Genomic DNA, 23,012 nt, shown 5'->3' on the forward strand with positions numbered 1-23,012 from the left:
GTCGAAAACACTCCCAGCCCGTTACGCGGACATGGTGGCGCGGCCACCAGCCCAGAGGGGAGACTGACCACAGATCGTCCCGGCGCGAGCCACGCGCCGCCGACGCCCAAGGAGGCACCCGTGCCGCATGTCCTGGTCCTCAACGCGTCGTACGAGCCGCTCGGCGTCGTACCGCTCCGCCGCGCGCTCGTCCTCGTCCTGGAGAACAAGGCAGTCGCCTTGGAGGACTCCGGCGCCTATATGCACAGCGCAACCGTCACTGTCCCCGCACCCAGCGTGGTCCGGCTCAAGCGATTCGTACGGGTTCCCTACCGGGGGCCCGTTCCTCTCACCCGAAGGGCGCTCTTCGCCCGCGACGGGGGCCGGTGCATGTACTGCGGTGGCGTCGCAACCAGCGTCGACCACGTCATCCCGCGCAGTCGCGGGGGTCAGCACGTCTGGGACAACGTGGTGGCGTCGTGCCGCCGCTGCAACCACGTCAAAGCCGACCGACATCTCGTCGAGATCGGCTGGCGGCTGCGGCACAAGCCGGCCCCGCCCACCGGCCTGGCCTGGCGCATCATCGGCACCGGCCATAGGGACCCGCGCTGGCTGCCGTACTTGCAGCCGTACGGCGCGGACGACGCCCTGGCCCGGATCGACGGCATCTCCGCCTGACGATCCGGGCTTTCGCATCCCCGTGGCCGCGGCCTCAGCCACGGGGCCCTTCAGCGCGTGCGCCGCGCACGACGCCCAGCGCGCCGGCGCCGAGCCCAGACACACCGCACTGACGTAGCCGAAGACCGGCAGCCGGCCGCCGAGCAGCACGGCCGGCCGTGCGTGCAGCCGACCCGCGTGCCGGTCGTACAGGTCGGCGAGCGCCGGGGCGTCCCCGTGGGGCGGAACAGCTTCACACCGTCTTCATCGATCACCTGGACGCGGACGGTTCGCGTGGCGGGGGAGGGCCATCGGGAGTGGCCTCGCGGCGACGGGGTAGGGCTGCCCTGACGCGGCACACGCCGCGGTATCCGACGTCAGGACAAGGAGGCCACCGTGGCCGCAACGGTTCATCATCCGATCCCGGCCCAGTTCAAACCCCCGGTGCAGACCGTGGAGGAACCCTGCTGGTGCGTGTTCAGCGCCGAGGCCGCCCGGGTCCAGGCGCCGCTGACCAGCGAGCCCCCGCTGCCCGACGCCGAGCCCCTCACCAGCGAACCGCCGCTCGCCGACGCCGCCCCCCTGACCAGCGAGCCGGGGTTGTAGATGAGCGAAGCCCTCGGCACTCCCCTCGACGGGGAGCTGTCCCGGCTGGCGGAACTGCACGGTGTCGCCACCTCCTACAGCCCGTCCCCCGACCGTACGGTCCCCGCCTCCCCCTCCGCCGTGATCGCCGTGCTCGGCGCCCTGGGCGTCGACGCGAGCGGCCCGCGGGCCGTCCGCGCCGCCCTCGCCGACCGCGAGCGCCGGCTCGCCGAACGGCTGCTGCCGCCGACCGCCGTCCACTGGGCCGGCACCGGCGCGATCGACCTCGGCCTGCCCGCCGGCACCCGCGTCGAGGTGCGCACGGAGGACGGGCAGACGCGCGGCGACACCCGGGACCTGCCGCCCGGGGTGCACGAGGTGACCGCCGCCGCGCCCGACGGCCGCACCGCCCGCTGCCACCTCGTCGTCGCTCCCGACCGGCTGCCCACCCCCGCCGCCCGCTCGTACGGACTCCTCGTCCAGCTCTACTCGCTGCTCTCCCGGCGCTCCTGGGGCATGGGCGACCTCGGCGACCTCGCCGACCTGGCCGACTGGGCCGCACGCACCGCCGGCGCCGGTTTCGTACAGGTCAACCCGCTGCACGCGGCCGTACCCGGCGCCCCCACCGACCCGTCCCCCTACCGTCCCTCCTCCCGCCGCTTCCCCGACCCGGTCCACCTGCGGCTGGAGTCCGTCCCCGAGTACGACCGGCGGGACACCTTCGAGGACCGCGCCGGGCACCTGCGCTCCGCCGTCCTCGACCAGGGCGCCCTCATCGACCGGGACGCGGTGTGGGAACTGAAGCGCGAGGCACTGGAAGCGGTGGCCGCCGTACCGCTCAGCCCCGCCCGGCAGGCCGCCTACGACGCCTTCCGCACCGAACAGGGCCAGGCCCTGGAGGACCACGCCACCTGGTACGCGCTCGCCGAACGGCACGGCTCCGACTGGCACCGCTGGCCCGAGCCGCTGCGCGACCCCCGCTCACCGGAGACCGCCCGCGCCCGTGCCCGGCTCGCCGACCGCGTCGCCTTCCACTCCCGGCTGGCCTGGCTCACCGACACCCAGCTCACCGCCGCCCAGCGTGCCGCCCGCGAGGCCGGGATGCCCGTCGGGATCGTGCACGACCTCGCCGTCGGCGTGCACCCGCAGGGCGCGGACGCCTGGGCACAGCGCGACTTCTTCGCTGCCGGGATGTCCGTGGGCGCCCCGCCGGACGCCTTCAACGCCCGCGGTCAGGACTGGGGCCTGCCGCCCTGGCGCCCCGACCGTCTCGCCGCCTCCGGGTACGCGCCGTACCGGGATCTCCTGCGCGCCCTCTTCCGGTACGCGGGCGCCCTGCGCATCGACCACGTGATGGGCCTGTTCCGGCTGTGGTGGGTCCCGGCGGGCAGCCCGCCCACCGAAGGCACCTACGTCCGCTACGACGCCGAGGCCATGCTGGCCCTGCTGGCCCTGGAGGCGACCCGGGCGGGCGCCGTCGTGATTGGGGAGGACCTGGGAACCGTGGAACCGGGCGTCCGCGAGACGCTCCAGCGCCACGGGGTGCTCGGCACGTCCGTCCTCTGGTTCGAACGGGACTGGGACGGCGACGGCCGCCCCCTGCCCCCGGAACGCTGGCGCGCCGACTGTCTCGCCACCGCCACCACCCACGACCTGCCGCCCACCGCCGCCCGCCTCACCGGCGAACACGTCGAACTCCGCGACCGGCTGGGCCTGTCGACCCGTCCGGTGGTCCAGGAGCGGGCGGACGCCAAGGCCGACACGGCGGAGTGGCTGGCGCTGCTGATCAGCCTCGGCCTGCTCGCCGGGACCGACGTCGGCGACGAGGAGGCCGAGATCCGGGCCGTCCACCGCTTCCTGCTCCGCACCCCGGCCCGCATGATCGGCGTCTGGCTCCCGGACGCCATCGGTGACCGCCGCCCGCAGAACCTCCCCGGCACCTGGGACCAGTACCCGAACTGGCGCCTGCCCGTCGCCGACCCGAAGGGCCGCCCGGTGACCCTGGAGGAGCTCCAGGGGGCGGAGCGGGTACGGGCGCTGCTCGACGTGCTCCGGGAGGACGGCCCGACCGGCGCTTGACGGGAGACCGCTGACGGGAGACCCCTTCGGGGGCGCGGCGACGGGAGGCGCCGGGTCCCGGGGCGGTGGGCCCGGCGCCCGGAGCCGGCTAGGGGGACCCCGGGCGCGCGCCCCCGAAGTGGGCCAGCTAACTTGGGGACCGTGGACAAGAAGAACGCCCTGCGCGCCGGCGCCCTGGCTGCCGGTACGACGCTGATGATGCTGCTCATGTCGTCCCCTGCCCTCGCGCTCACGCGTGACGACGGCGACGACCCCGGCAAGGGCCTGAGCGTCATCGAGACGCTGGGCCTCTACGTCCTGACCCCGCTCGTGCTGTTCGGGATCATCGCCGGCCTGGTGATGGTGCTGGACAAGTCCACGGTCCGGGTCGTCAAGCCCGGCTCGACGAAGGCCAAGGCGAAGGTCTGACCTCCGCCGCACCACTTCTCCGCTTCTTCACCGAGGGCGCCGGTCGCCCTCCGCACGGACCGCAACGGTGCGTACGGAGGCCGACCGGCGCCCTCGGCGCGTCCCTCAGGGGCTCGGCGCGGTCAGATACCGCTGCACGGCCGGCCCGAGCCACGCCAGGATCTCCGACCGGTCGAGCTCCACGACCGGGGGCAGCCGCAGCACGTAGCGAGTGAGGGCGAGCCCCAGCAACTGCGCGGCGCACAGTCCCGCCCGCGTCCGCACCTGCTCGGGGTCCGGGCACACCCGCTGGGCCACCGGCACCACCTGCTCCCGGAAGATGCCCTGCAGCCGCTCGGCCCCCGCCTTGTTGGTGACGCCGACCCGCAGCACCGCGGTGAGTTCCTCGTTCGCCTCCCAGAGGGCCAGGAAGTGGCCCACCAGCGCGCGCCCCACCTCGTCGCGCGGCACCCCGGAGAGGTCCGGCATCCGCAGGTCGAGCGTGACGGCCGCGGCGAACAGGCCGTCCTTGTTGCCGAAGTAGCGCATGACCATGGAGGGGTCGATGCGCGCGTCCCCGGCGATGGCGCGGATGGTGGCGCGCTCGTAGCCGTCGGTGGCGAAGCGCTCGCGCGCGGCGGCCAGGATCGCGGCGCGGCTGACGTCGGAGCGGCGCGTCGGCGGGCTGCTCGCGGGTTCTGTGTTTCTACTGGGAGTGCCGGTCATGCCAACGAGCGTAGGCCAACAGTCGTGGGCCAACAAGTGTTGACTTCGCGGGGTGTCCGGCCTAGGGTTGCCAACAAGCGTTGACCTACGGTCGTTGGCCAACACTCGTTGGCCGACGGCCGTAGGTCAACGCTCGTAGGTCAACGTTCGTAGGCCCACAAGCGTCGGCACCAAGGAGGCCCTCATGAACGGCACCAGTGGCACCGCCCGCGTGATCGTCGTCGGATCCGGCCCCACCGGCCTCCTCCTGGCCGGTGACCTCGCCGACGCCGGCATCCCGGTCACCGTCCTAGAAAAGCGCCCCCACGGCATCAGCAACCTCTCCCGCGCCTTCGTCCTGCACGCCCGCGCCCTGGAGCAGCTCGACGCCCGCCCGTCGCCCACCACCACCCTCGACGGACGCGCTGCGCGCGCGCCTGTGTCGCGGAGCGTCGCCGACGAACTGGAGGCGGTCGGCCGCCCCATCACCCGCCTCGACCTCTTCGACGGCCTCACCCTCGACCTCGGAACCCTCCCCTCCCGCTTCGACCACGTCCTCGTCCTCCCGCAGTACGAGGTCGAGAAGGTGCTGGAGCGCCGGGCGGTGGCGGCGGGCGTCGACTTCCGCCACGAGTCCGAGGTGACCGGGCTGACCCAGGACGCCGACGGGGTGACCGTGCGCATCGAGGGCGCCGGCAGCCTGCGCGCCGCGTACGTCGTCGGTGCCGACGGGATGCGCAGCGCGGTGCGGGAGGCGGTCGGGATGCCGTTCCCGGGGCGGTCGGCGATCCGGTCCGTCGTCCTCGCCGACGTGCTGCTCGCGGAGCAGCCCGAGACGGTGCTCACGGCCGGCGCGGTGGGGGACGCGTTCGCGTTCCTGGCGCCCTTCGGCGACGGCTACCACCGGGTCATCTGCTGGCACCGCGGCCGCGACGTCCCCGACCACGAGCCGGTCGGCCTCGACGAGATCAAGGAGATCACCAGGCTGGCGCTGGGCCGGGACTACGGGATGCACGACCCCCGCTGGATGTCCCGCTTCCACAGCGACGAGCGCCAGGTGCCCCACTACCGGGTCGGCCGGGTCTTCCTGGCGGGCGACGCCGCGCACGTGCACACCCCGGCAGGCGGCCAGGGCATGAACACCGGCCTCCAGGACGCGGCCAACCTGAGCTGGAAGCTCGCCGCCGTCCTGCACGGCCACGCGGCCCCCGCCCTGCTCGACACCTACCAGAGCGAACGCCACCCCGTCGGCAGGACGGTCCTGCGCAGCAGCGGCGCGATCGTCCGGCTGGCGATGGCCAAGGGCTGGCAACTGCAGGTGCGCGCCGCGCTCGCGACCGCCCTGAGCCACCTCGCCCCGGCCCGCCGCCGGGCGATCGGCCAGGTCACCGGCATCGGCTACCGGTACCCCGCGCCGAGGGGCGCCCACCCCCTCACCGGCGTCCGTGTCCCCGACCTCGCGCTGGCCGGCGGCGGCCGTCTGTACGAGGCCCTGCGCGGGGGCCGGTTCGTCCTGGTCACCCCGGGTCCGTACGACGTGGACCCGGCGCGGGCGGACCGGCTGGCCGCGGCCCACTGGAGGAGCGGCCGCCGGACGACCCTCCTGGTGCGCCCCGACGGCTACGCGGCCTGGGCGGCCGAGAACGCGGGGCCGGCGGACCTCGAAAAGGCGCTGGCCGCCCACGTGGGCTGAGGAGCCCCGGCCCGGCTCAGCGCACAGTGAAGTCCGCCGCCCGGTGGTCCAGGGTGGTGCTGCCGTCCTTCGCGGTGGCGAGCACGGCGACGTGCCAGACGCCCCGCGGGGAGGACGCGGCGTCGACGGCCGACACATCCGCCCGGTACCCGCAGCGCACGGTGTGCCCGCCGGCCGGCGTGCAGGTCGCCGACTCCACCTCGGCCATCTCCCGGGCGGTCGGCAGCTTGTGCGCGAGCTCGGACTTCTCCGGCCAGGCCAGCACCTTCAGGCTCCGCACCCCGGAGGCCGCGGTGACCTCGGTGGTGAAGGAGAGCGAGCCGCCGTGACCCTTCCCGGGGGCGGTGTACCGGGCGGTGCTGTGGGTCAGGGCCGGCGGCTGGTCCCCGGCGTGGGCGACGGCGAAGGCTCCGGCGCCCACGAGCACGACGGCACTGGCGACGACGGACAGGGCGACACGACGGGACATGACGGGTTCTCCACTCTCTGAGTGCCTCGGTTGCACCGATGCTCGCAACGGACGGGCACCCCGGGCCTGAGCACGGGTACTCAACCGGCCTGGGTGATACGGAGCGGAACACACGCACCCCGGGAGGAACCGCAAGAGGGCGCCCGGTGCCGAGCACGGGCGCCCTCCGCGTCGTACCGCCTACTGCGCGGCCGCGTCCGCCGCCTGGGCCCTCAGGGCGCGCTCGACGCCCGCGCGGGACTCCGAGACCAGCCGGGCCAGGGCCGCGTTCGGCTGGGCCGAGGCCAGCCAGGCGTCCGTCTTGGCGAGGGTCTCCTGGGAGACCTGGAGGGACGGGTAGAGACCGATCGCGATCTGCTGGGCGATCTCGTGCGAGCGGGAGTCCCACACCGACTTCAGGATCTCGAAGTACTTGTCGGTGTACGGGGCCAGCAGCTCACGCTGGTCGGTCTGGACGAAGCCGTTGATCACCGCCTCCTGGACGGCGTTCGGCAGTTTGTCGGAGTCGATGACCGACGCCCACGCCTCGGCCTTCGCCTCCTCGGTCGGCCGGGCGGCGCGGGCGGTGGCCGCGTGGCGCTCACCGGCGGCGGTCCGGTCCCGCTCGTACTCGGCCGCGACGTCCTCCTCGTCGTAGTGTCCGACGGCCGCCAGCCGCTCCACGAACGCCCAGCGCAGCTCCGTGTCGACAGCCAGGCCCTCGATCGTCGTCGCACCGTCCAGCAGGGCGTCCAGCAGGTCCACCTGCTCCGGCGTCCGGGCGGTGGCCGCGAAGGCGCGGGCCCAGGCCAGCTGGTGGTCGCTGCCCGGCGCGGCGGACCGCAGGTGGGCCAGGGTGGCGTCGGTCCAGCGGGTGAGCAGGGCCTCGCGGGCGGTCGGGTCGGCGTACAGCTCGACGGCCAGCTTCACCTGCCGGTGCAGCGACTGGACGACACCGATGTCGGACTCCTTGCCGATGCCCGACAGGACGAGGGACAGGTAGTCGCGGGCGGGCAGTTCGGCGTCCCGGGTCATGTCCCAGGCCGACGCCCAGCACAGCGCGCGGGGCAGCGAGGACTCGAAGTCGCCGAGGTGCTCGGTGACGAAGCGCAGGGACTCCTCGTCGAGGCGGACCTTGGCGTACGACAGGTCGTCGTCGTTGAGCAGGAACACCGCGGGGCGGCGCCGGCCGGCCAGCTGCGGTACGGCGGTCAGCTCGCCGTCCACGTCCAGCTCGACGCGGTCCTCGCGGACCAGCTTGCCGGTCTCGTCGTCGAGTTCGTACAGGCCGATCGCGATCCGGTGCGGACGCAGCGTCGGCTCTCCCTTGGCGCCGGCCGGCAGCGCCGGGGCCTCCTGGCGGACGGCGAACGAGGTGACGACACCGTCGGCGTCCGTCTCGACCTCCGGGCGCAGGATGTTGATCCCGGCCGTCTGGAGCCACTTCTTCGACCAGGTGCTCAGGTCGCGTCCGGAGGTCTCCTCCAGGGCGCCCAGCAGGTCGGACAGGCGCGTGTTGCCGTACGCGTGCCGCTTGAAGTACGCCTGCACGCCCTGGAAGAACTCGTCCATGCCGACGTAGGCGACGAGCTGCTTGAGGACGGAGGCGCCCTTGGCGTACGTGATGCCGTCGAAGTTGACCAGCACGTCGTCGAGATCCCGGATCTCGGCCATGATCGGGTGCGTGGAGGGCAGCTGGTCCTGCCGGTAGGCCCAGGTCTTCATGGAGTTGGCGAAGGTGGTCCACGAGTGCGGCCAGCGCGACTCGGGCGCGTACGCCTGGCAGGCGATGGACGTGTAGGTGGCGAACGACTCGTTCAGCCACAGGTCGTTCCACCACTCCATGGTGACCAGGTCGCCGAACCACATGTGGGCCAGCTCGTGCAGGATGGTCTCGGCACGCGTCTCGTACGCCGCGTCGGTCACCTTGGACCGGAAGACGTACTGGTCGCGGATGGTCACCGCGCCCGCGTTCTCCATCGCGCCCGCGTTGAACTCCGGCACGAACAGCTGGTCGTACTTCTTGAAGGGGTACGCGTAGTCGAACTTCTCCTGGAACCAGTCGAAGCCCTGCCGGGTCACCTCGAAGATCGCGTCCGAGTCGAGGAACTCGGCGAGCGACGGACGGCAGTAGATGCCCAGCGGCACGCTCTGCCCGTCCTTCTCGTACACGCTGTGCACCGAGTGGTACGGGCCGACGATCAGCGCCGTGATGTACGACGAGATGCGCGGCGTCGGCTCGAAGACCCAGGTGTCGTCCTTGGGCTCGGGCGTCGGCGAGTTGGAGATCACGGTCCAGCCTGCGGGCGCCTTCACGGTGAACTGGAAGGTCGCCTTCAGGTCCGGCTGCTCGAAGGAGGCGAAGACCCGGCGGGCGTCCGGCACCTCGAACTGGGTGTAGAGGTACGCCTGTTCGTCGACCGGGTCGACGAACCGGTGCAGGCCCTCGCCCGTGTTGGTGTACGCGCAGTCCGCGACCACCCGCAGGATGTTGCGGCCCGCCAGCAGGCCCGGCAGCGCGATCCGGGAGTCCGCGAAGACCTCCGCAGGATCGAGCGTGTCGCCGTTGAGGGTGACCTCGTGGACCGCCGGGGCCACCAGGTCGATGAAGGAAGCGGCGCCGTTCTCGGCGACGTCGAAGCGCACCGTGGTCACGGACCTGTAGGTTCCGCCCTCCTGCGCGCCGGAGAGGTCGAGATCGATCTCGTACGAGTCAACGGTGAGCAGCTTCGCCCGCTGCTGCGCCTCTTCGCGAGTCAGGTTTGTGCCAGGCACGCGGTCATCTCCTCGTTATGTGTGGGTTGCGCCATCCTTCCATGGGACAGTGCCCGGGGCGTCGAGGGAAAACCCGAGAGATTGCTAGTCAGCGCCCTCGCCGTGCACGGTGCCGCAGCCGCACGACGGCGGACCGCGGCACCCGTTCGGGCGGCCTCACTGCCCGGACAGCTCCGCCGCCACCAGCTCCGCGATCTGCACGGCGTTCAGCGCGGCACCCTTGCGGAGGTTGTCGTTGGAGACGAACAGCGCGAGCCCGTTCGCCACGGTCTCGTCGCGGCGGATCCGGCCCACGTACGAGGGGTCCTGGCCGGCGGCCTGCAGCGGGGTCGGGATGTCGGACAGCTCGACACCCGGCGCGTCGGACAGCAGCTCGGTCGCCCGCTCGGGCGAGATCGGCCGGGCGAACCGCGCGTTGAGCTGGAGCGAGTGCCCGGAGAAGACCGGGACGCGCACGCAGGTGCCGGAGACCTTCAGCTCCGGGAGCTCCAGGATCTTGCGGGACTCGTTGCGCAGCTTCTGCTCCTCGTCGGTCTCGTTCAGACCGTCGTCGACGAGGTTGCCGGCGAAGGGCAGCACGTTGAAGGCGATGGGACGCTTGTAGACCTGCGGCTCGGGGAAGTCGACCGCCCCGCCGTCGTGCGTCAGCTTCTCCGCGTCGGCGGCCACCTTCTGCACCTGGCCGTGCAGCTCGGCGACGCCCGCGAGACCGGAGCCGGAGACGGCCTGGTAGGTGGTGGCGACCAGCGCCTCGAGGCCCGCCTCCCGGTCCAGCACCTTCAGGACCGGCATCGCGGCCATCGTGGTGCAGTTCGGGTTGGCGATGATGCCCTTGGGGCGGTTCCCGATCGCGTGCGGGTTGACCTCGGAGACGACCAGCGGGACCTCGGGGTCCTTGCGCCAGGCGGAGGAGTTGTCGATCACGACGGCGCCCTGCGAGGCGACCTTTTCGGCCAGCGCCTTCGAGGTGGCCCCGCCCGCGGAGAACAGCACGATGTCGAGGCCGGTGTAGTCGGCGGTCGCCGCGTCCTCCACCGTCACACCGTCGAGCACGGTCCCGGCGGAGCGCGCCGAGGCGAACAGGCGCAGCTCGGTCACGGGGAAGGCGCGCTCCGTGAGGATCCTGCGCATGACCGTGCCGACCTGACCGGTGGCTCCGACGATTCCGACCCTCACGGTGACTCCCTTTGAATGCGTTGACGTGTGTCTGCGGCCTTTCCATCATGCGGCCGACCCGGGTCAGCCTGTCCAATTCTTTGCGCGCCATGCCCGCCGACCGGACCACCCGGCCCGTGGAACTCCCGCTCGCACCCGTGCTGAGCTGCAGAAATTACCTCCACGTGGCCGACGTGCCGCAAGCTGTGCTGCGCCGCGCGGCGGTGTGACGTACGCCTCGGAAAAAGAAATCCGGCCGCCGGCCGAACGTTTCCGGGGGCCGTGGCGTCGTAGGGGAAACGCGGTGAGGGGGTGGGTCGTGCTGCGCAGAAGGGCCCGGCGCGTCCAGGGGGTCCCGCACGGTGATCCCCTGGACGCGGACCAGGAGCGCCGGGTGCGGGCGGTGCTCGCGCTGGGCGGGGTGCCGCAGGCGGACCTGCCGGACGGGGTACAGCAGGTACGCCTGCGGTTGCTGGAGCGGGCCGCGGGCGGTCAGGAGGCACCGCGGGACGTCTCGGCGTGGGCGGCGGTGGTCGCCTCCAACCTCGCCATGGACTGGCATCGCGCCAAGCGCCGCCAGGAGCGCCTCGGCGAACGGCTGGCCGCCCTCCGCCAGCCCGACCACGCCGTGGGCGAGGACAGCAGAGTGCTCTCCGTCGCCGTCGCCCGCGGCCTGGACGAACTGCCGGACGCCCAGCGCCAGATCCTCGTCCTGCGCTTCTACGCCGACCTGCCGGTCCGCGGGATAGCCGAGGAACTCGGCATCCCCGAGGGCACGGTCAAGAGCCGGCTGCACACGGCGGTACGGGCCCTGCGCGCCCGCCTGCACGAGGACGAGGTGGTGTGACCATGCCCGCCGAACACGACGGCCCGGAACGATACGACGCCCACCCCCAGGGCCCCGGCCCCGACGACACCGAACCCCCGCCCCACCCCGACAACCAGAATCGGGGTGACGAGGGCCCGGGCGAAGATCGGGGCGACGGGGAGTCGAACGGTGGGTGTGGTGAGTCGGGGGTGGAGGGGGATGCTCTGTCTGCCGTTCTTCTGGACGAGCCGCTCACCGAGGCTCGGCGTGCCGACCCCGCCTTCCTGGACGAGTACCGTGCCGCCGCCGCCGACGTGGCCCTCCTGCGCGCGCAGCTCGGGATCGTGGGCGACGCCCTCGCCGGGTCGCCGCCCGCGCAGGTGCGGGCGCACCCGGTCGGGCGCCGCCGTCCCCTGCGGCACCCCGGCGTCCGCGCCCTCGGTCTCGCCGGTGCCGTCGCCGCCGCGTTCGCCTCGGCCGTGTTCGGCATCGGCTGGCTCGCGGCGAACGGCGGTTCGGGCGCGATGTCGAACGGCGCCTCCGACAAGGCGGCCGGCAGCGCGTCCGGTCCGGCGGGGAGCCCCGAGCACACCACCGGCCCCGGCTACCTCGCCTGCGCCCGCCTGGTCGTCGAGGGCACGGTGACCGCCGTGCACGAGATCCCGCACTCCGGCGGGGAACGCGTCACCCTGCGCGTGACCCGCGCGTACAAGCCGGCGAAGACCGCCGGGGAGGTGCAGTTCCCGCTCGCGCCCGGCACCGGCACGCGGATCCACGCAGGGGTCCGCCTCCTCGTCGGCATCAGGGTCGGACAGCAGGTGCCCGACCATTACGCCGTGGGGGAGGCGCAGATCGCGCCGGAGCGGGCCCGGATCCTCCGCGACCTGCCCGCGTCCCGCACCCTGACCTGCGACAGGTCCCGGTAATGGCCCTGTCGTGGGGGAAAACCCGGTGGCCACCGCCGGACGCGGGCCCTACCGTGCCGATGTGCGCGAGAAGCTGAGGGTGGCGGCCTACGCCGTGTGCGTCCGTGACGGACAGATCCTGCTCGCCCGGTCCCCGGCCGCCGACGGCACCCCCGAATGGGTCCTGCCCGGCGGCGGCATGGACCACGGCGAGGACCCCTACGACACCGTCCGCCGTGAGCTGATGGAGGAGACCGGCTACCGCATCGAGGTGACCGGCCTGCTCGGCATCGACTCCTTCCACCAGCGCTTCACCCCCGGCACCCTGCTGTCCCGCGCCACCGACCACCACGGCGTGCGGATCATCTACAGCGGTGAGATCGTCGGCGGCGAGCTCACGCACGAGGTGAACGGCTCCACCGACATGGCCGCCTGGCACGACCTGGACGCCGTACCGGACCTCAAACGCGTCCGGCTGATCGACGTGGCCCTGCGGCTGTGGCGGGAGAAGCCGGCGGCGGGGCGGTTTGCAGAAGAGCAGTCGTGAGCGCCGGAGCCCGTCCCCTACCCCGGCAGATGAACACCGAGTGGCCGGACCCAGGCCACCCGCGATCCGGTCCATGACCGGTCCCCACCTCCCCTGATCCACGTACGGTGATCGGCGCTGCGCGTTGCCGCCGTGTTCACGCGCAGGTCATTCCCGGTGCCAACGATCCACAGTGAGCGGGAAGTTCGCGGAAGCGACCGCCCGCGACCACTGCCGACGCGTTCGTACTCGGGGAGATCGCGCCATGTCGCGCACACGCTCTGTCGCCACCTCCGCGGCCCACAAGGGCCGCGAGACACCGGAGATCAACCGCCGTACCGTCCTCGCCGCCGCCGGAGCCGTCTCGCTCTCCGCGGGCGTCGGCCTCGCCCTGCACCCCACCGACAGCGCGGCCCGCCCCGCCGTCACCGGGGAGCAGCAGCCGGTCGCCGAGGGCCGCAAGGCCGCCGCGCCGCCCCTCGCGCCGTACACCAAGGGCACCACGCTCGCCTCCGTCGCCGCGCCCCGCAACAGCTCCGGCTACCGGCGGCTCGGTGACGGCGCCGGCTGGTCGCGGGTGGTGCGCTCCGACCTGGCCGCCGCCAAGAGCGGCCGGGCCGGCCGCCGTACCGCACTGGCCGCGTTCGTGCAGTTCACCGACCTGCACCTGATGGACGTCCAGCACCCGCTGCGTCTCGAGTACCTGCGCGCCCACGACCGGCACGCCTGGCGCCCGCACGAGGCGCTCACCGTGCCCGGCGCGATCTCGCTGGTGGAGCGCGTCAACGCGCTGCGCGGCGCCCCGGCCACCGGCTCCCCGCTGCACTTCGTGATGACGACCGGCGACAACACCGACAACAACGCCCACTCCGAACTGGAGTGGTTCATGAAGGTGATGAGCGGCGGCCGGATGACCCCCAACAGCGGGGACCCCAGGCACTACGAGGGGGTGCAGAACTCCGGTCTGAAGATGTACTGGCAGGCCGACTCCACCGTCCGCGACTCCGACAAGGCGGCCGGCTTCCCGCACCTCGCGGGCTTCCTCGCCGCGGCGATCCGCGAGGTGCAGAGCCCCGGCCTCAACCTGCCCTGGTACTCCACCGTCGGCAACCACGACGCCCTGCCGCTCGGCTGCTTCGGCTCGCACGCCGACCCGTACCTCGCGGCCGCGGCCATCGGCGGCAAGAAGCTGATGACGGTGACCGACGCCGAGGCCAAGAAGCTCCAGGACTCCATTCGCAAGGCACAGGACCCCAAGGGCAGCGGCTACCGCGACTTCCTGAAGGCCCACGCCAGGTCGGCGCGGTCGGTGACGGCGGACGAGAAACGGGCCCCGTACACGTCCGCGGACTACCTCAAGGCCCATCTGGACCCCGCCCACCAGGGCCTCGGCCCGGTCGGGCACGGCTACTCGTCCGCGAACCTCGCGGCGGGCACCCAGTACTACGCCTTCCGCATCTCCGAGGACGTCATCGGCATCAGCCTGGACACGACGGACGCGGGCGGCCACTACGACGGTTCCATCGGGACGACCCAGCTGAACTGGCTGGAACGGACCCTGACGGAGAACAAGGACTCCTACGCGGTCGTCTTCAGCCACCACACCAGCCAGACGATGACCAACACCCGCCCCGACCCGGCCCACCCGGGCGACCGCCGCCACACCGGCGCCGAGCTGGTCACCCTGCTCAACCGGCACGCCAACGTCATGGCCTGGGTCAACGGCCACATCCACCGCAACCTCATCACCCCGCACAAGGCGTCCAACGGCACGTCCTTCTGGGAGATCACCACCGCCTCGCACGTGGACCACCCGCAACTCGCCCGGGTGGTGGAGCTGGTGGACAACAAGGACGGCACGGTCTCGCTGTTCACCACGCTGATCGAGTCGGCGGCCCCGCACCGCACCGACTTCACCGACCTCTCCCAGACCGGCCTCGCCGCCCTCTACCGCGAGCTGGCCTTCAACGCCCCCGGCTCCAGCAAGGCCCTGGGCGGCGCCGCGTCGGACCGCAACACCGAGCTGGTCCTCAAGAAGGGCTGACATCCGCGGAGCGGCAGGGACACCTCGTAAAAAAACTTCTGCGGCGATGTCGAGAACCGGCGGGCGGCTCCGTCCCAGGGGTGAACGCGGCCACAATGGGCCGCACCCGTACCGAGGAGAACCGCCATGGCCAAGTACCTGCTGCTGAAGCACTACCGCGGCGCCCCGGCCCCGGTGAACAACGTGCCGATGGACCGGTGGACCCCGGAGGAGGTCTCCGCCCACATGCAGTACATGCACGACTTCGCGGCCCGGCTGGAGAAGAGCGGCGAGTTCGTCGACGGCCAGGGGCTGGCCCCCGAGGGCGAGTGGGTCCGCTACGACGGCGAGGGCCGCCCGCCGGTCACCGACGGACCGTTCGCCGAGACGAAGGACCTCATCGCCGGCTGGATGATCATCGACGTCGACACCCACGAACGCGCCGTCGAACTGGCCGGGGAACTGTCGGCCGCCCCCGGGGCGGGCGGCCGGCCCATCCACGAGTGGCTGGAGGTCCGGCGGTTCCTGGCCGCCCCGCCCACCATCACGGAGTGACCGCACCGATGGACGAGGCACTGCTGCGCCGCCTCACCCCGGGTGTGCTCACGATCCTCGTCCGCCGCGGAGCCGACTTCGCGGCGGCCGAGGACGCCGTGCAGGACGCCCTCGTCGAGGCGGTCCGCGGCTGGCCGGCCGACCCGCCGCGGGACGTGAAGGGCTGGCTGGTCACCGTGGCGTGGCGCAAGTTCCTCGACGCGACCCGCGCGGACGCCGCCCGGCGCCGTCGCGAGGACCGCGTCGAGGAGGAACCGGCCCCCGGCCCCGCGCCCGACGCGGACGACACGCTCCAGCTGTACTTCCTGTGCGCCCACCCCTCGCTCACCCCGTCGTCCGCGGTGGCGCTCACCCTGCGCGCCGTCGGCGGTCTCACCACCCGGCAGATCGCCCAGGCCTACCTGGTGCCCGAGGCGACCATGGCGCAGCGGATCAGCCGGGCCAAGCGCACCGTCTCCGGCGTGCGGTTCGACCGGCCCGGCGACGTCGACACCGTGCTGCGCGTCCTCTACCTGGTCTTCAACGAGGGCTACTCCGGGGACGTCGACCTCGCCGCCGAGGCGATCCGGCTGACCCGTCAGCTGGCGGCCCAGGTCGACCACCCGGAGGTGGCCGGGCTGCTCGCCCTGATGCTCCTCCACCACGCCAGGCGGGCCGCCCGGACCGCGCCCGACGGCAGCCTGGTCCCCCTCGCCGAGCAGGACCGCGGCCGCTGGGACACCCGCCTGATCGCCGAGGGCGTCGGAATCCTCCAGTCGGCGCTGGCCCGCGACCGCCTCGGCGAGTTCCAGGCGCAGGCCGCCATCGCCGCCCTGCACGCGGACGCGCCCACCGCCGCGGAGACCGACTGGGTGCAGATCGTCGAGTGGTACGACGAACTCACCCGTCTCACCGACAGCCCCGTCGTCCGCCTCAACCGCGCGGTCGCCGTCGGCGAGGCCGACGGACCGCGCGCCGGTCTCGCGGCCCTCGCCGAACTGGACGACGACCTGCCCCGGCACACCGCGGTCGCCGCCCACCTGCACGAACGCGACGGCGACCCGGTGACGGCGGCACGTCTGTACGCCGAGGCGGCCCGCAAGGCCCCGAACCTCGCCGAGCGAGACCACCTGACCCGCCAGGCCGCCCGCCTCCACACCCACCGGAAGGAACGCTGACACCGTCGTACGTTCCGGCGCCGCGCTTGCCGATTCTTTGCCGACGGACCCGCCCCCACCGCCCCTGCCACCGCCTCCACGCTCAACCGTGAAGCAGCAGGTCAGGAGGGTGCCGACGGGGGTTTCGGGGAGGTGTGCGCGGTAGCGGTTCCGGCACTCACCGTGTAAACGCAGACGACTCCGGCGCGAGACGTGCCGTTCATCCGAATGAAACATCCGTACCGCCTCATATCGGCTAACCCGAGGTTCCCGGGGATGGCTCGATCTGGTGCAAGGCTGGTGGTCGTGTGAGCGCTCGGCTCGGACTTCGTGTGCTCTCGGTCTACGAGGGATTCTTCTCCGGGGGAGCCCGGATCGTGCACAGCGATGTGCTGCTGGGCCTGGTCGAGGGCGGACAGCAGTGGCACCGCGTGCTGAGTCTGCACGGTGAGGTCCACCGGGAAGCCACCACCCAGCGCATGGAGGACGACGCCTGCTACCGCGCCCTCACCGCCGGCGGCATCGACGTCACCTCCCTGGGCCGCACCGCGGGGCTCGTGGACGGCACGGTCGCGGCGTCGGTTTTCAGCGGGCCCGAGCTGGCCGACACCGCCCGGGCCATGGCCGGCGCGGACGTCATCCTGTCGCTGAAGGAGCAGCCGCTGGCGCTCCTCAACCAGGGGGGTCTGCCCCGGCGCCCGGTCGTCGTCTGCCTGCACCGGTCCGACCCGGAGAACCAGGGCCCGGCGCTGGACGAGCTCAGGACCGCCATCGCCGACGGCAAGGTCGTCGCCTGCGTGTGCTGCGCCGAGTCCACCCGGGACGCCTACGAGGCCGCCGGGATCCCCGGTGAGCTGCTGCACGTCATCCCGAACGGCGTCGACCTGCTCCGCTTCCGCCCCGACGCGGCGGTACGGCTCGCCTTCCGCGAGTCCCTCGGCATCCCCGCGGGCGCCCCCGACACCCCCGTCGTCGTCTTCGCCGCCCGCTACGCCGGCATGAAGAACGTTCCGCTGTTCCTGCGGGCGGCGCGGGCGTGGCTGGCCCGTGAGGGCGGCGGGCACGTCGTCATGTGCGGGGCCGGGATGACCGATGACAACCCCGCGCTCTGGGCCGACCTGGAGATCGCTTTCGGCGCCGACCGGGCCTCCCTCGGCGACCGCGTCCACCTGCTCGGCGTACGGCACGACATGGAGGCGGTCTACGCCGGTTCCGACGTCGTCGCCCTCACCTCCGTCTCCGGCGAGGCCGCGCCGCTCTGCCTCATCGAGGGCATGATGTGCGGCGCCGTACCGGTCACCACGGACGTCGGCGACAGCGCCTCGATCGTCGAGGGCCACGGCTTCGTGACGCCCTTCGACCCCGACGCGATCGCCTTCGCCTGGTCGGCGGCGGTGGCCGACCGGGAGACCTTCGCACCGGCGCTGGCCGCGAGCCGCGAACGCTTCAGCCGCACCCGCATGATCGCCGCCTACGCCGACCTCCTCGCCCACGTAGCCGCCGACGTACGCGACGAACTCCGCCCGGGCGTCACGGGGCAGTAGCACCGGGTGAGCGCCACCGGCCGGCAGCACCGGCCACGAGGGCCCTGCCACGAGGGCCCGCCAGGCGGCGGGTCGGTCGTCGGCATGACCGAGGCCGACGCCCATCTGGCCGCCCACGGCCTCACTCCCGCCCGCCACGAGCAGCCCTCCTCCCGCGAAACCCCGTCCGCCCGGGACCGGGCATGCCATGGCGCGGGGCCGTCGGTCCCCCTCCGAACCGACGGTCCCGCGCGGTGCCCGGCCGTTCCTGGCCACCCCCGGCTACCGTGGCAGCACCACCACGTACGCCGCAGGGTCGCGGTCGTCCGCCGCCATCAGGGCCGTGCGGACCACCGCCGCCTGCTGCTCCGCCGACTCGCGGAGCTTGCGCGGGGTCACGTGCACCACCGTGATCCCGAGCCGCTCCAGGTGCTCGCGCTTGCGGGCGTACTCGGACCACAGGGCGTCCTCGTCCTGGCGCGGGGCGCGCATGTCCAGTTCGACGGCGACCGCCTGCTCGGGCCAGTAGGCGTCGAGGCCGCCGAGGTGCGGGCCGCCGGGCAGCCGCAGATCCACGTTCCAGACCGGGTCGGGGAGGCCGTACTCCTGGACCATCCGGTAGAGGCGGTCCTCCGCGATGGCCCGGCCCTCGGCGACGAGCGAGTCCACCGCGTCGACCACATGGGGGCGGGAGAGCAGCTTCGCCTGGGTCAGTTCCCCTACCACCGCGGCCGGTTCGCAGTGCCGGCCGCGCACCGCCTCGGTCAGCAGCCGGCGTACCGCCTCCGCGTCGGTCAGGTCCGCGACCGCGTCCGCGAGGGCGCGCGGGACCGGGGCGACCGGCAGGCCCGTCACCGGCTCGGGGACCGGCAGGGCCGGCGTCCGCAGCACCCGGACGTAGGAGGTGGAGCGCAGTCGGCGCATCCGGGGGACCAGGACGTCGACGTGGTCCAGGGAGAGCAGGGGCGGGGTGGCGGAGAAGCCGTGCAGGGTCAGCGCCGCCAGGCCGGTGATCATCGCGTCCGCGTAGACGGGGCGGTGGGGGGAGTCGGGGCTCGGCTGGACGGGGACGCCGGGGGCGGGCTCGCGCGCGGCGAACAGCAGGGCTCCGTGCAGGCGTTCCTCGCTGGTCGGCGGGCCTGGGTGCAGCATGACCACGCCCGGGAGGAGTTGTTGCCAGGGGCCGCCGGGCCGGCACTGTTCGGCGATCTCGGTGGCCGGGACGCCGTGGGAGCGGAGCTGGGCCGTGGTGAGCACCCGGCGGTGGACGTCGGAGAGGTGGCGCAGGGGGCGGGGGGAGAGCGGGGTGTTGTGCGTCATGGCCTCGGAATTCCCGGGGCCGGACCCGTCCTTAACCGGTGTTACACGTTCGTCGATGAATGCGGACAACACGGGACTAAAGGACGGGTGTTCGGGTGCCGAGTAGGCGGCGAAAACCCCTGGTCCGGATGGGTGGGGACCAGGGGTTACGGGCATGATTGACTGAATTGCGTAACGGTCACCTGGCGGGCAACCGTTGGCCAAAGATCAGCTCTCGAAGGCGCCGACGGCCCGCGCGTCGCACTCCTGTCCGCGCAGCGCCCGCGCCAGGTCGTCCCGGGCCTCCAGGACCAGCCGGCGCAGCGCCGGGGGCGCGTCCGCGTGCGCCGCCAGCCAGGCGTCCGTCGCCTCCAGCGTCTCCGGGCGGTCCTGGAGCGAGGGGTACAGGCCGCGCACCACGTCCATGCCGATCTGGATCGAACGGTCCTCCCAGACCCTCGCGATCGCCTCGAAGTACTTCTCGGCGTACGGCGCGAGCAGGTCCCGCCGGGACGGCTGGGCGAAGCCCGTGATGGTCGCCTCCACCAGCGCGTTGGACAGCGCCTGCGACTCCACGACCTGCGCCCACGCCTGCGCCTTGACGGCCGCCGAGGGGCGGGCGGCCAGACAGCGCACCTGGTGGCGCCTGCCGGACGCGGTGTCGTCCCGGGTCAGTTCGGCGGCCAGCACCGACTCGTCGGCCGCACCGTGCGCGGCGAGGGGTTCGAGGAACGCCCAGCGCAGTTCCTGGTCGACGTCCAGGCCGTCGATCGTCACCGTGCCGGCCAGCAGCTCCTGGAGCAGGAGCAGGTCGGACCCGTCCGCCGCCGTCGACGCGAAGAACCGCGCCCAGGCCAGCTGGTGCTCACTGCCCGGCGCCGCCTGCCGCAGCTCCCGCAGGGCACCCTCGGCCAGCCGCCGCCCGGCCGCCTCCCGCCACCGCGGCGCCACGTAGTGCACCAGCGCGGACTCGGCCCACGCCTGGAGCATCTGGAGCACGCCGATGTCCGACTCGCGGCCCGCGAACCGCAGCACCAGGTCGACGAAGTCCCGCGCGGGCAGCAGCCCGTCCCGGGTCAGGTTCCACAGCGCCGACCAGCACAGGGCCCGCGCCAGCGGGTCGGTCAGGACGCCCAGCCGGTCCCGGAGGGTGGCCAGCGAGGTGTCGTCGAAACGGATCTTGCAGTACGTCAGGTCGTCGTCGTTGACCAGCACCAGCTCCGGCGCCTCGGCCCCGGCCAGCTCGGCGATCACCGTGCGCGGGCCGTCGACGTCCGCCTCGGCGCGCGCGTACCGCACCAGCGAGCCGTCCTGAAGGCGGTACAGGCCGATCGCCACCCGGTGCGGGCGCAGTTCCGGGTGGGACTCCGCCGCCTCCTGCACCACCGCCAGCTCGTCGATCCGCCCGTCGGCGGCCAGCAGCACCTGCGGGGTCAGCGAGTTCACGCCCGCCGTCTGGAGCCACTTGCCCGCCCAGCCGGTCATGTCCCGGCCGCTGGTCTCCTCCAGCACCGCCAGCAGGTCGCCGAGCCGGGTGTTGCCGTACGCGTGGCGCTTGAAGTAGCGGCGGGCGCCCTCCAGGAACGCGTCCTGGCCGGCGTACGCGACGAGCTGCTTCAGCACGCTCGCCCCCTTCGCGTACGTGATGCCGTCGAAGTTGAGCTTGGCGTCCTCGAGGTCGCGGATGTCGGCCGTGACCGGGTGCGTGGAGGGCAGCTGGTCGGCACGGTACGCCCAGGCCTTGCGGCGGTTGGCGAAGGTGGTCCAGGCGTGCGTGAAGCGGGTCGCGCCGACGTTCGCGAAGGTGCCCATGAAGTCGGCGAAGGACTCCTTCAGCCACAGGTCGTCCCACCACACCATGGTGACCAGGTCGCCGAACCACATGTGCGCCATCTCGTGCAGGATCACGTTGGCCCGGGCCTCGTACGACGCCTGGGTCACCTTGCCCCGGAAGATGTACTCCTCCCGGAAGGTCACCAGACCCGGGTTCTCCATCGCGCCCAGGTTGTACTCGGGCACGAACGCCTGGTCGTACTTCCCGAACGGGTACGGGAAGTCGAAGTGGTCGTGGAAGAAGTCCAGGCCCTGCTTGGTGACCAGGAAGACGTCGTCGGTGTCGAAGTACGGGGCGAGACCCTTGCGGCACAGGGCGCCCAGCGGGATGTCGAGGACCGTGCCGTCGGGCAGCGTGCGCGTGTACGAGTCCGTCACGTAGTGGTACGGGCCCGCCACCACGCACGTGATGTACGTCGAGATCGGCTTGGTCTCCGCGAACCGCCAGACACCGTCGGCGAGTTCACCGGCACCGTTGCTCCACACCGGCCACCCCTCGGGCGCCCGCACCTCGAAGCGGAACGGCGCCTTGAGGTCCGGCTGCTCGAAGTTGGCGAAGACCCGGCGGGAGTCGGCCGGCTCGTACTGCGTGTAGAGGTAGACCTCGCCGTCCTCGGGGTCGACGAAGCGGTGCAGGCCCTCACCGGTCCGGGAGTAGGCGCACTGCGCGTCCACCACCAGCTCGTTCTCCTCGGCCAGGTCCTCCAGGACGATCCGGGTGCCGTCGAAGACCTCGCCCGGGTCCAGGTCCTTGCCGTTCAGGGTCACGGCGGTCACGCTCGGCGCGATCAGGTCGGCGAAGCTCGTCGCGCCCGGCTCGTTGCAGCGGAAGCGGATCGTGGTGACCGAGCGGAAGGTCCGCGGCTCGCCCGGGTCCTCGCCGACGGCGGACCGCACGTCCAGCGACACGTCGTAGCCGTCGACCGACAGCAGGGCGGCCCGCTCCCGGGCCTCGTCGCGGGACAGATTCTCACCGGGCACGGGCGGCACTCCCTCGTCGTCGGTACGCAGCGTGGTCGGTACGCCGGAACAGCACCGATCCTGCCATGGGCACCTGACGGCGGGCACCCGGGAATGGAGCCGCCGATGCCGGTGTTGCCGCTGGAAAAGGACCGTATTCCGAGGAGAACCATGTCCGAGACCGTGACCAGCTCAGGCAAGACCCCCGTCGACTTCTGGTTCGACCCGCTCTGCCCCTGGGCCTGGATGACCTCCCGGTGGGTCCTGGAGGTGGAGAAGGTCCGCGACATCGAGGTCCGCTGGCACATCATGAGCCTCGCGGTCCTCAACGAGCCCAAGCTGGACGAGCTGCCCGAGGAGTACCGCGAGCTGCTGGAGACCAAGGCCTGGAAGCCGATCCGGGTGGTCACCGCCGCCTGGCAGAAGCACGGCGCCGACATCCTCGGCCCGCTCTACACCGCGCTCGGCACCCGCATTCACAACAACGGCGAGGGCCCGACCGTGGAGGCCCTCGCGGGCGCCCTCGCGGACGTCGGCCTGCCCGCCGAGCTGATCGACTACGCCGACCAGGAGGACTTCGAGTTCGACGCGCAGCTGCGCGCCTCCCACAAGGAGGGCATCGACAAGGTCGGCCAGGACGTCGGCACCCCGGTCATCGCGGTCCCCGGCCCCGACGGCGAGCAGATCGCCTTCTTCGGCCCGGTCGTCACCCCCGCCCCCAAGGGTGAGGAGGCGGCCCGGCTGTGGGACGGCACCGTCGCGGTGGCCTCCGTCCCCGGCTTCTACGAGATCAAGCGGACCCGCACCAAGGGCCCCGACTTCAGCAACCTGTAAACGGCACGACGGTCCCGCACGGGCAGCCCCCGCGAGTCACCCCCCCCAGAGGGGGGACGGACCGCGGGGGCTGCCCTCTTTCCGCCTGCCCCGGTGAACGGTGAGAAGACGATCACGAGGCAGGACGTATCGACGGCTCAGCGGCTC

General features: G+C 72.7%; 19 protein-coding genes. 13 read left to right on the plus strand and 6 right to left on the minus strand.

The genetic code is table 11. From position 1 onward, the window contains the following. The first annotated feature begins 120 nt into the window (after positions 1-120). From ABZ646_RS05330 to ABZ646_RS05345, 4 genes are all read left to right on the plus strand, one after another. Positions 121-657: an HNH endonuclease gene (locus ABZ646_RS05330; RefSeq protein ID WP_046734416.1), complete on the plus strand. Its 537-nt coding sequence runs from the start codon at positions 121-123 to the stop codon at positions 655-657. Positions 658-1,032: 375 nt separating this feature from the next. Continuing rightward, positions 1,033-1,242, plus strand: a complete 210-nt coding sequence (locus tag ABZ646_RS05335) for a hypothetical protein (RefSeq protein WP_360513192.1) — start codon at positions 1,033-1,035, stop codon at positions 1,240-1,242. Further along, positions 1,243-3,300 (plus strand): 4-alpha-glucanotransferase, encoded by a 2,058-nt coding sequence (gene malQ, locus ABZ646_RS05340; protein ID WP_360513158.1) that lies wholly within the window; start codon positions 1,243-1,245, stop codon positions 3,298-3,300. A gap of 141 nt (positions 3,301-3,441) precedes the next feature. Continuing rightward, positions 3,442-3,708 (plus strand): hypothetical protein, encoded by a 267-nt coding sequence (locus tag ABZ646_RS05345; protein WP_358972665.1) that lies wholly within the window; start codon positions 3,442-3,444, stop codon positions 3,706-3,708. Between the two features lie 105 nt (positions 3,709-3,813). Here the strand turns inward: ABZ646_RS05345 and ABZ646_RS05350 are convergent, their stop codons facing one another. Further along, the gene (locus ABZ646_RS05350; protein ID WP_360513160.1) at positions 3,814-4,413 is read right to left on the minus strand and encodes a TetR family transcriptional regulator; all 600 of its coding nucleotides are present in this window, start codon (positions 4,411-4,413) and stop codon (positions 3,814-3,816) included. 184 nt (positions 4,414-4,597) lie between these two features. Here ABZ646_RS05350 and ABZ646_RS05355 point away from each other — a divergent pair, with 184 nt between their 5' ends. Then, on the plus strand, positions 4,598-6,085 hold the full coding sequence (locus ABZ646_RS05355; protein ID WP_360513162.1) for an FAD-dependent monooxygenase: 1,488 nt from the start codon (positions 4,598-4,600) through the stop codon (positions 6,083-6,085). Between the two features lie 16 nt (positions 6,086-6,101). Here the strand turns inward: ABZ646_RS05355 and ABZ646_RS05360 are convergent, their stop codons facing one another. The 3 genes from ABZ646_RS05360 to ABZ646_RS05370 form a co-directional block, all read right to left on the minus strand. Beyond that, positions 6,102-6,554, minus strand: coding sequence for a DUF5707 domain-containing protein (locus tag ABZ646_RS05360; protein WP_360513164.1), 453 nt, complete (start codon positions 6,552-6,554; stop codon positions 6,102-6,104). A gap of 180 nt (positions 6,555-6,734) precedes the next feature. Continuing rightward, positions 6,735-9,308, minus strand: coding sequence for an aminopeptidase N (gene pepN / locus ABZ646_RS05365; RefSeq protein WP_360513166.1), 2,574 nt, complete (start codon positions 9,306-9,308; stop codon positions 6,735-6,737). Between the two features lie 156 nt (positions 9,309-9,464). After that, the gene (locus ABZ646_RS05370) at positions 9,465-10,484 is read right to left on the minus strand and encodes an aspartate-semialdehyde dehydrogenase (protein ID WP_360513168.1); all 1,020 of its coding nucleotides are present in this window, start codon (positions 10,482-10,484) and stop codon (positions 9,465-9,467) included. 298 nt (positions 10,485-10,782) lie between these two features. Here ABZ646_RS05370 and ABZ646_RS05375 point away from each other — a divergent pair, with 298 nt between their 5' ends. The 7 genes from ABZ646_RS05375 to ABZ646_RS05405 all read left to right on the plus strand — a co-directional run bounded on the left by ABZ646_RS05375 (position 10,783) and on the right by ABZ646_RS05405 (position 17,960). Continuing rightward, positions 10,783-11,310, plus strand: a complete 528-nt coding sequence (locus ABZ646_RS05375; protein ID WP_360513170.1) for a sigma-70 family RNA polymerase sigma factor — start codon at positions 10,783-10,785, stop codon at positions 11,308-11,310. Between the two features lie 2 nt (positions 11,311-11,312). Further along, the gene (locus ABZ646_RS05380) at positions 11,313-12,197 is read left to right on the plus strand and encodes a hypothetical protein (protein WP_360513172.1); all 885 of its coding nucleotides are present in this window, start codon (positions 11,313-11,315) and stop codon (positions 12,195-12,197) included. Positions 12,198-12,258: 61 nt separating this feature from the next. After that, complete coding sequence (locus tag ABZ646_RS05385; protein WP_360513174.1) at positions 12,259-12,723, plus strand: NUDIX hydrolase; 465 nt, start codon at positions 12,259-12,261, stop codon at positions 12,721-12,723. A gap of 244 nt (positions 12,724-12,967) precedes the next feature. Then, on the plus strand, positions 12,968-14,746 hold the full coding sequence (locus ABZ646_RS05390) for a TIGR03767 family metallophosphoesterase (RefSeq protein ID WP_360513176.1): 1,779 nt from the start codon (positions 12,968-12,970) through the stop codon (positions 14,744-14,746). Positions 14,747-14,872: 126 nt separating this feature from the next. Next, positions 14,873-15,280, plus strand: coding sequence for a YciI family protein (locus ABZ646_RS05395; RefSeq protein WP_360513178.1), 408 nt, complete (start codon positions 14,873-14,875; stop codon positions 15,278-15,280). A gap of 8 nt (positions 15,281-15,288) precedes the next feature. After that, positions 15,289-16,437, plus strand: a complete 1,149-nt coding sequence (locus ABZ646_RS05400; protein ID WP_360513188.1) for a DUF6596 domain-containing protein — start codon at positions 15,289-15,291, stop codon at positions 16,435-16,437. A gap of 311 nt (positions 16,438-16,748) precedes the next feature. Further along, positions 16,749-17,960, plus strand: coding sequence for a glycosyltransferase (locus ABZ646_RS05405; RefSeq protein WP_360513190.1), 1,212 nt, complete (start codon positions 16,749-16,751; stop codon positions 17,958-17,960). Positions 17,961-18,221: 261 nt separating this feature from the next. On the opposite strand, the gene ABZ646_RS05410 is transcribed toward ABZ646_RS05405, so the two are convergent. After that, a complete protein-coding gene (locus tag ABZ646_RS05410; protein ID WP_360513180.1) occupies positions 18,222-19,259 on the minus strand; it encodes a hypothetical protein in 1,038 nt (345 codons plus the stop codon). Between the two features lie 207 nt (positions 19,260-19,466). Further along, on the minus strand, positions 19,467-22,052 hold the full coding sequence (gene pepN, locus ABZ646_RS05415) for an aminopeptidase N (protein WP_360513182.1): 2,586 nt from the start codon (positions 22,050-22,052) through the stop codon (positions 19,467-19,469). A 150-nt stretch (positions 22,053-22,202) separates the two neighbouring features. Between pepN (ABZ646_RS05415) and ABZ646_RS05420 the strand changes: the two genes are divergently transcribed. Next, a complete protein-coding gene (locus ABZ646_RS05420) occupies positions 22,203-22,865 on the plus strand; it encodes a DsbA family protein (RefSeq protein ID WP_360513184.1) in 663 nt (220 codons plus the stop codon). Positions 22,866-23,012: the final 147 nt, after the last annotated feature.

Source organism: Streptomyces sp. NPDC007162 (assembly GCF_040634175.1).
Taxonomy (GTDB): Bacteria; Actinomycetota; Actinomycetes; order Streptomycetales; family Streptomycetaceae; genus Streptomyces.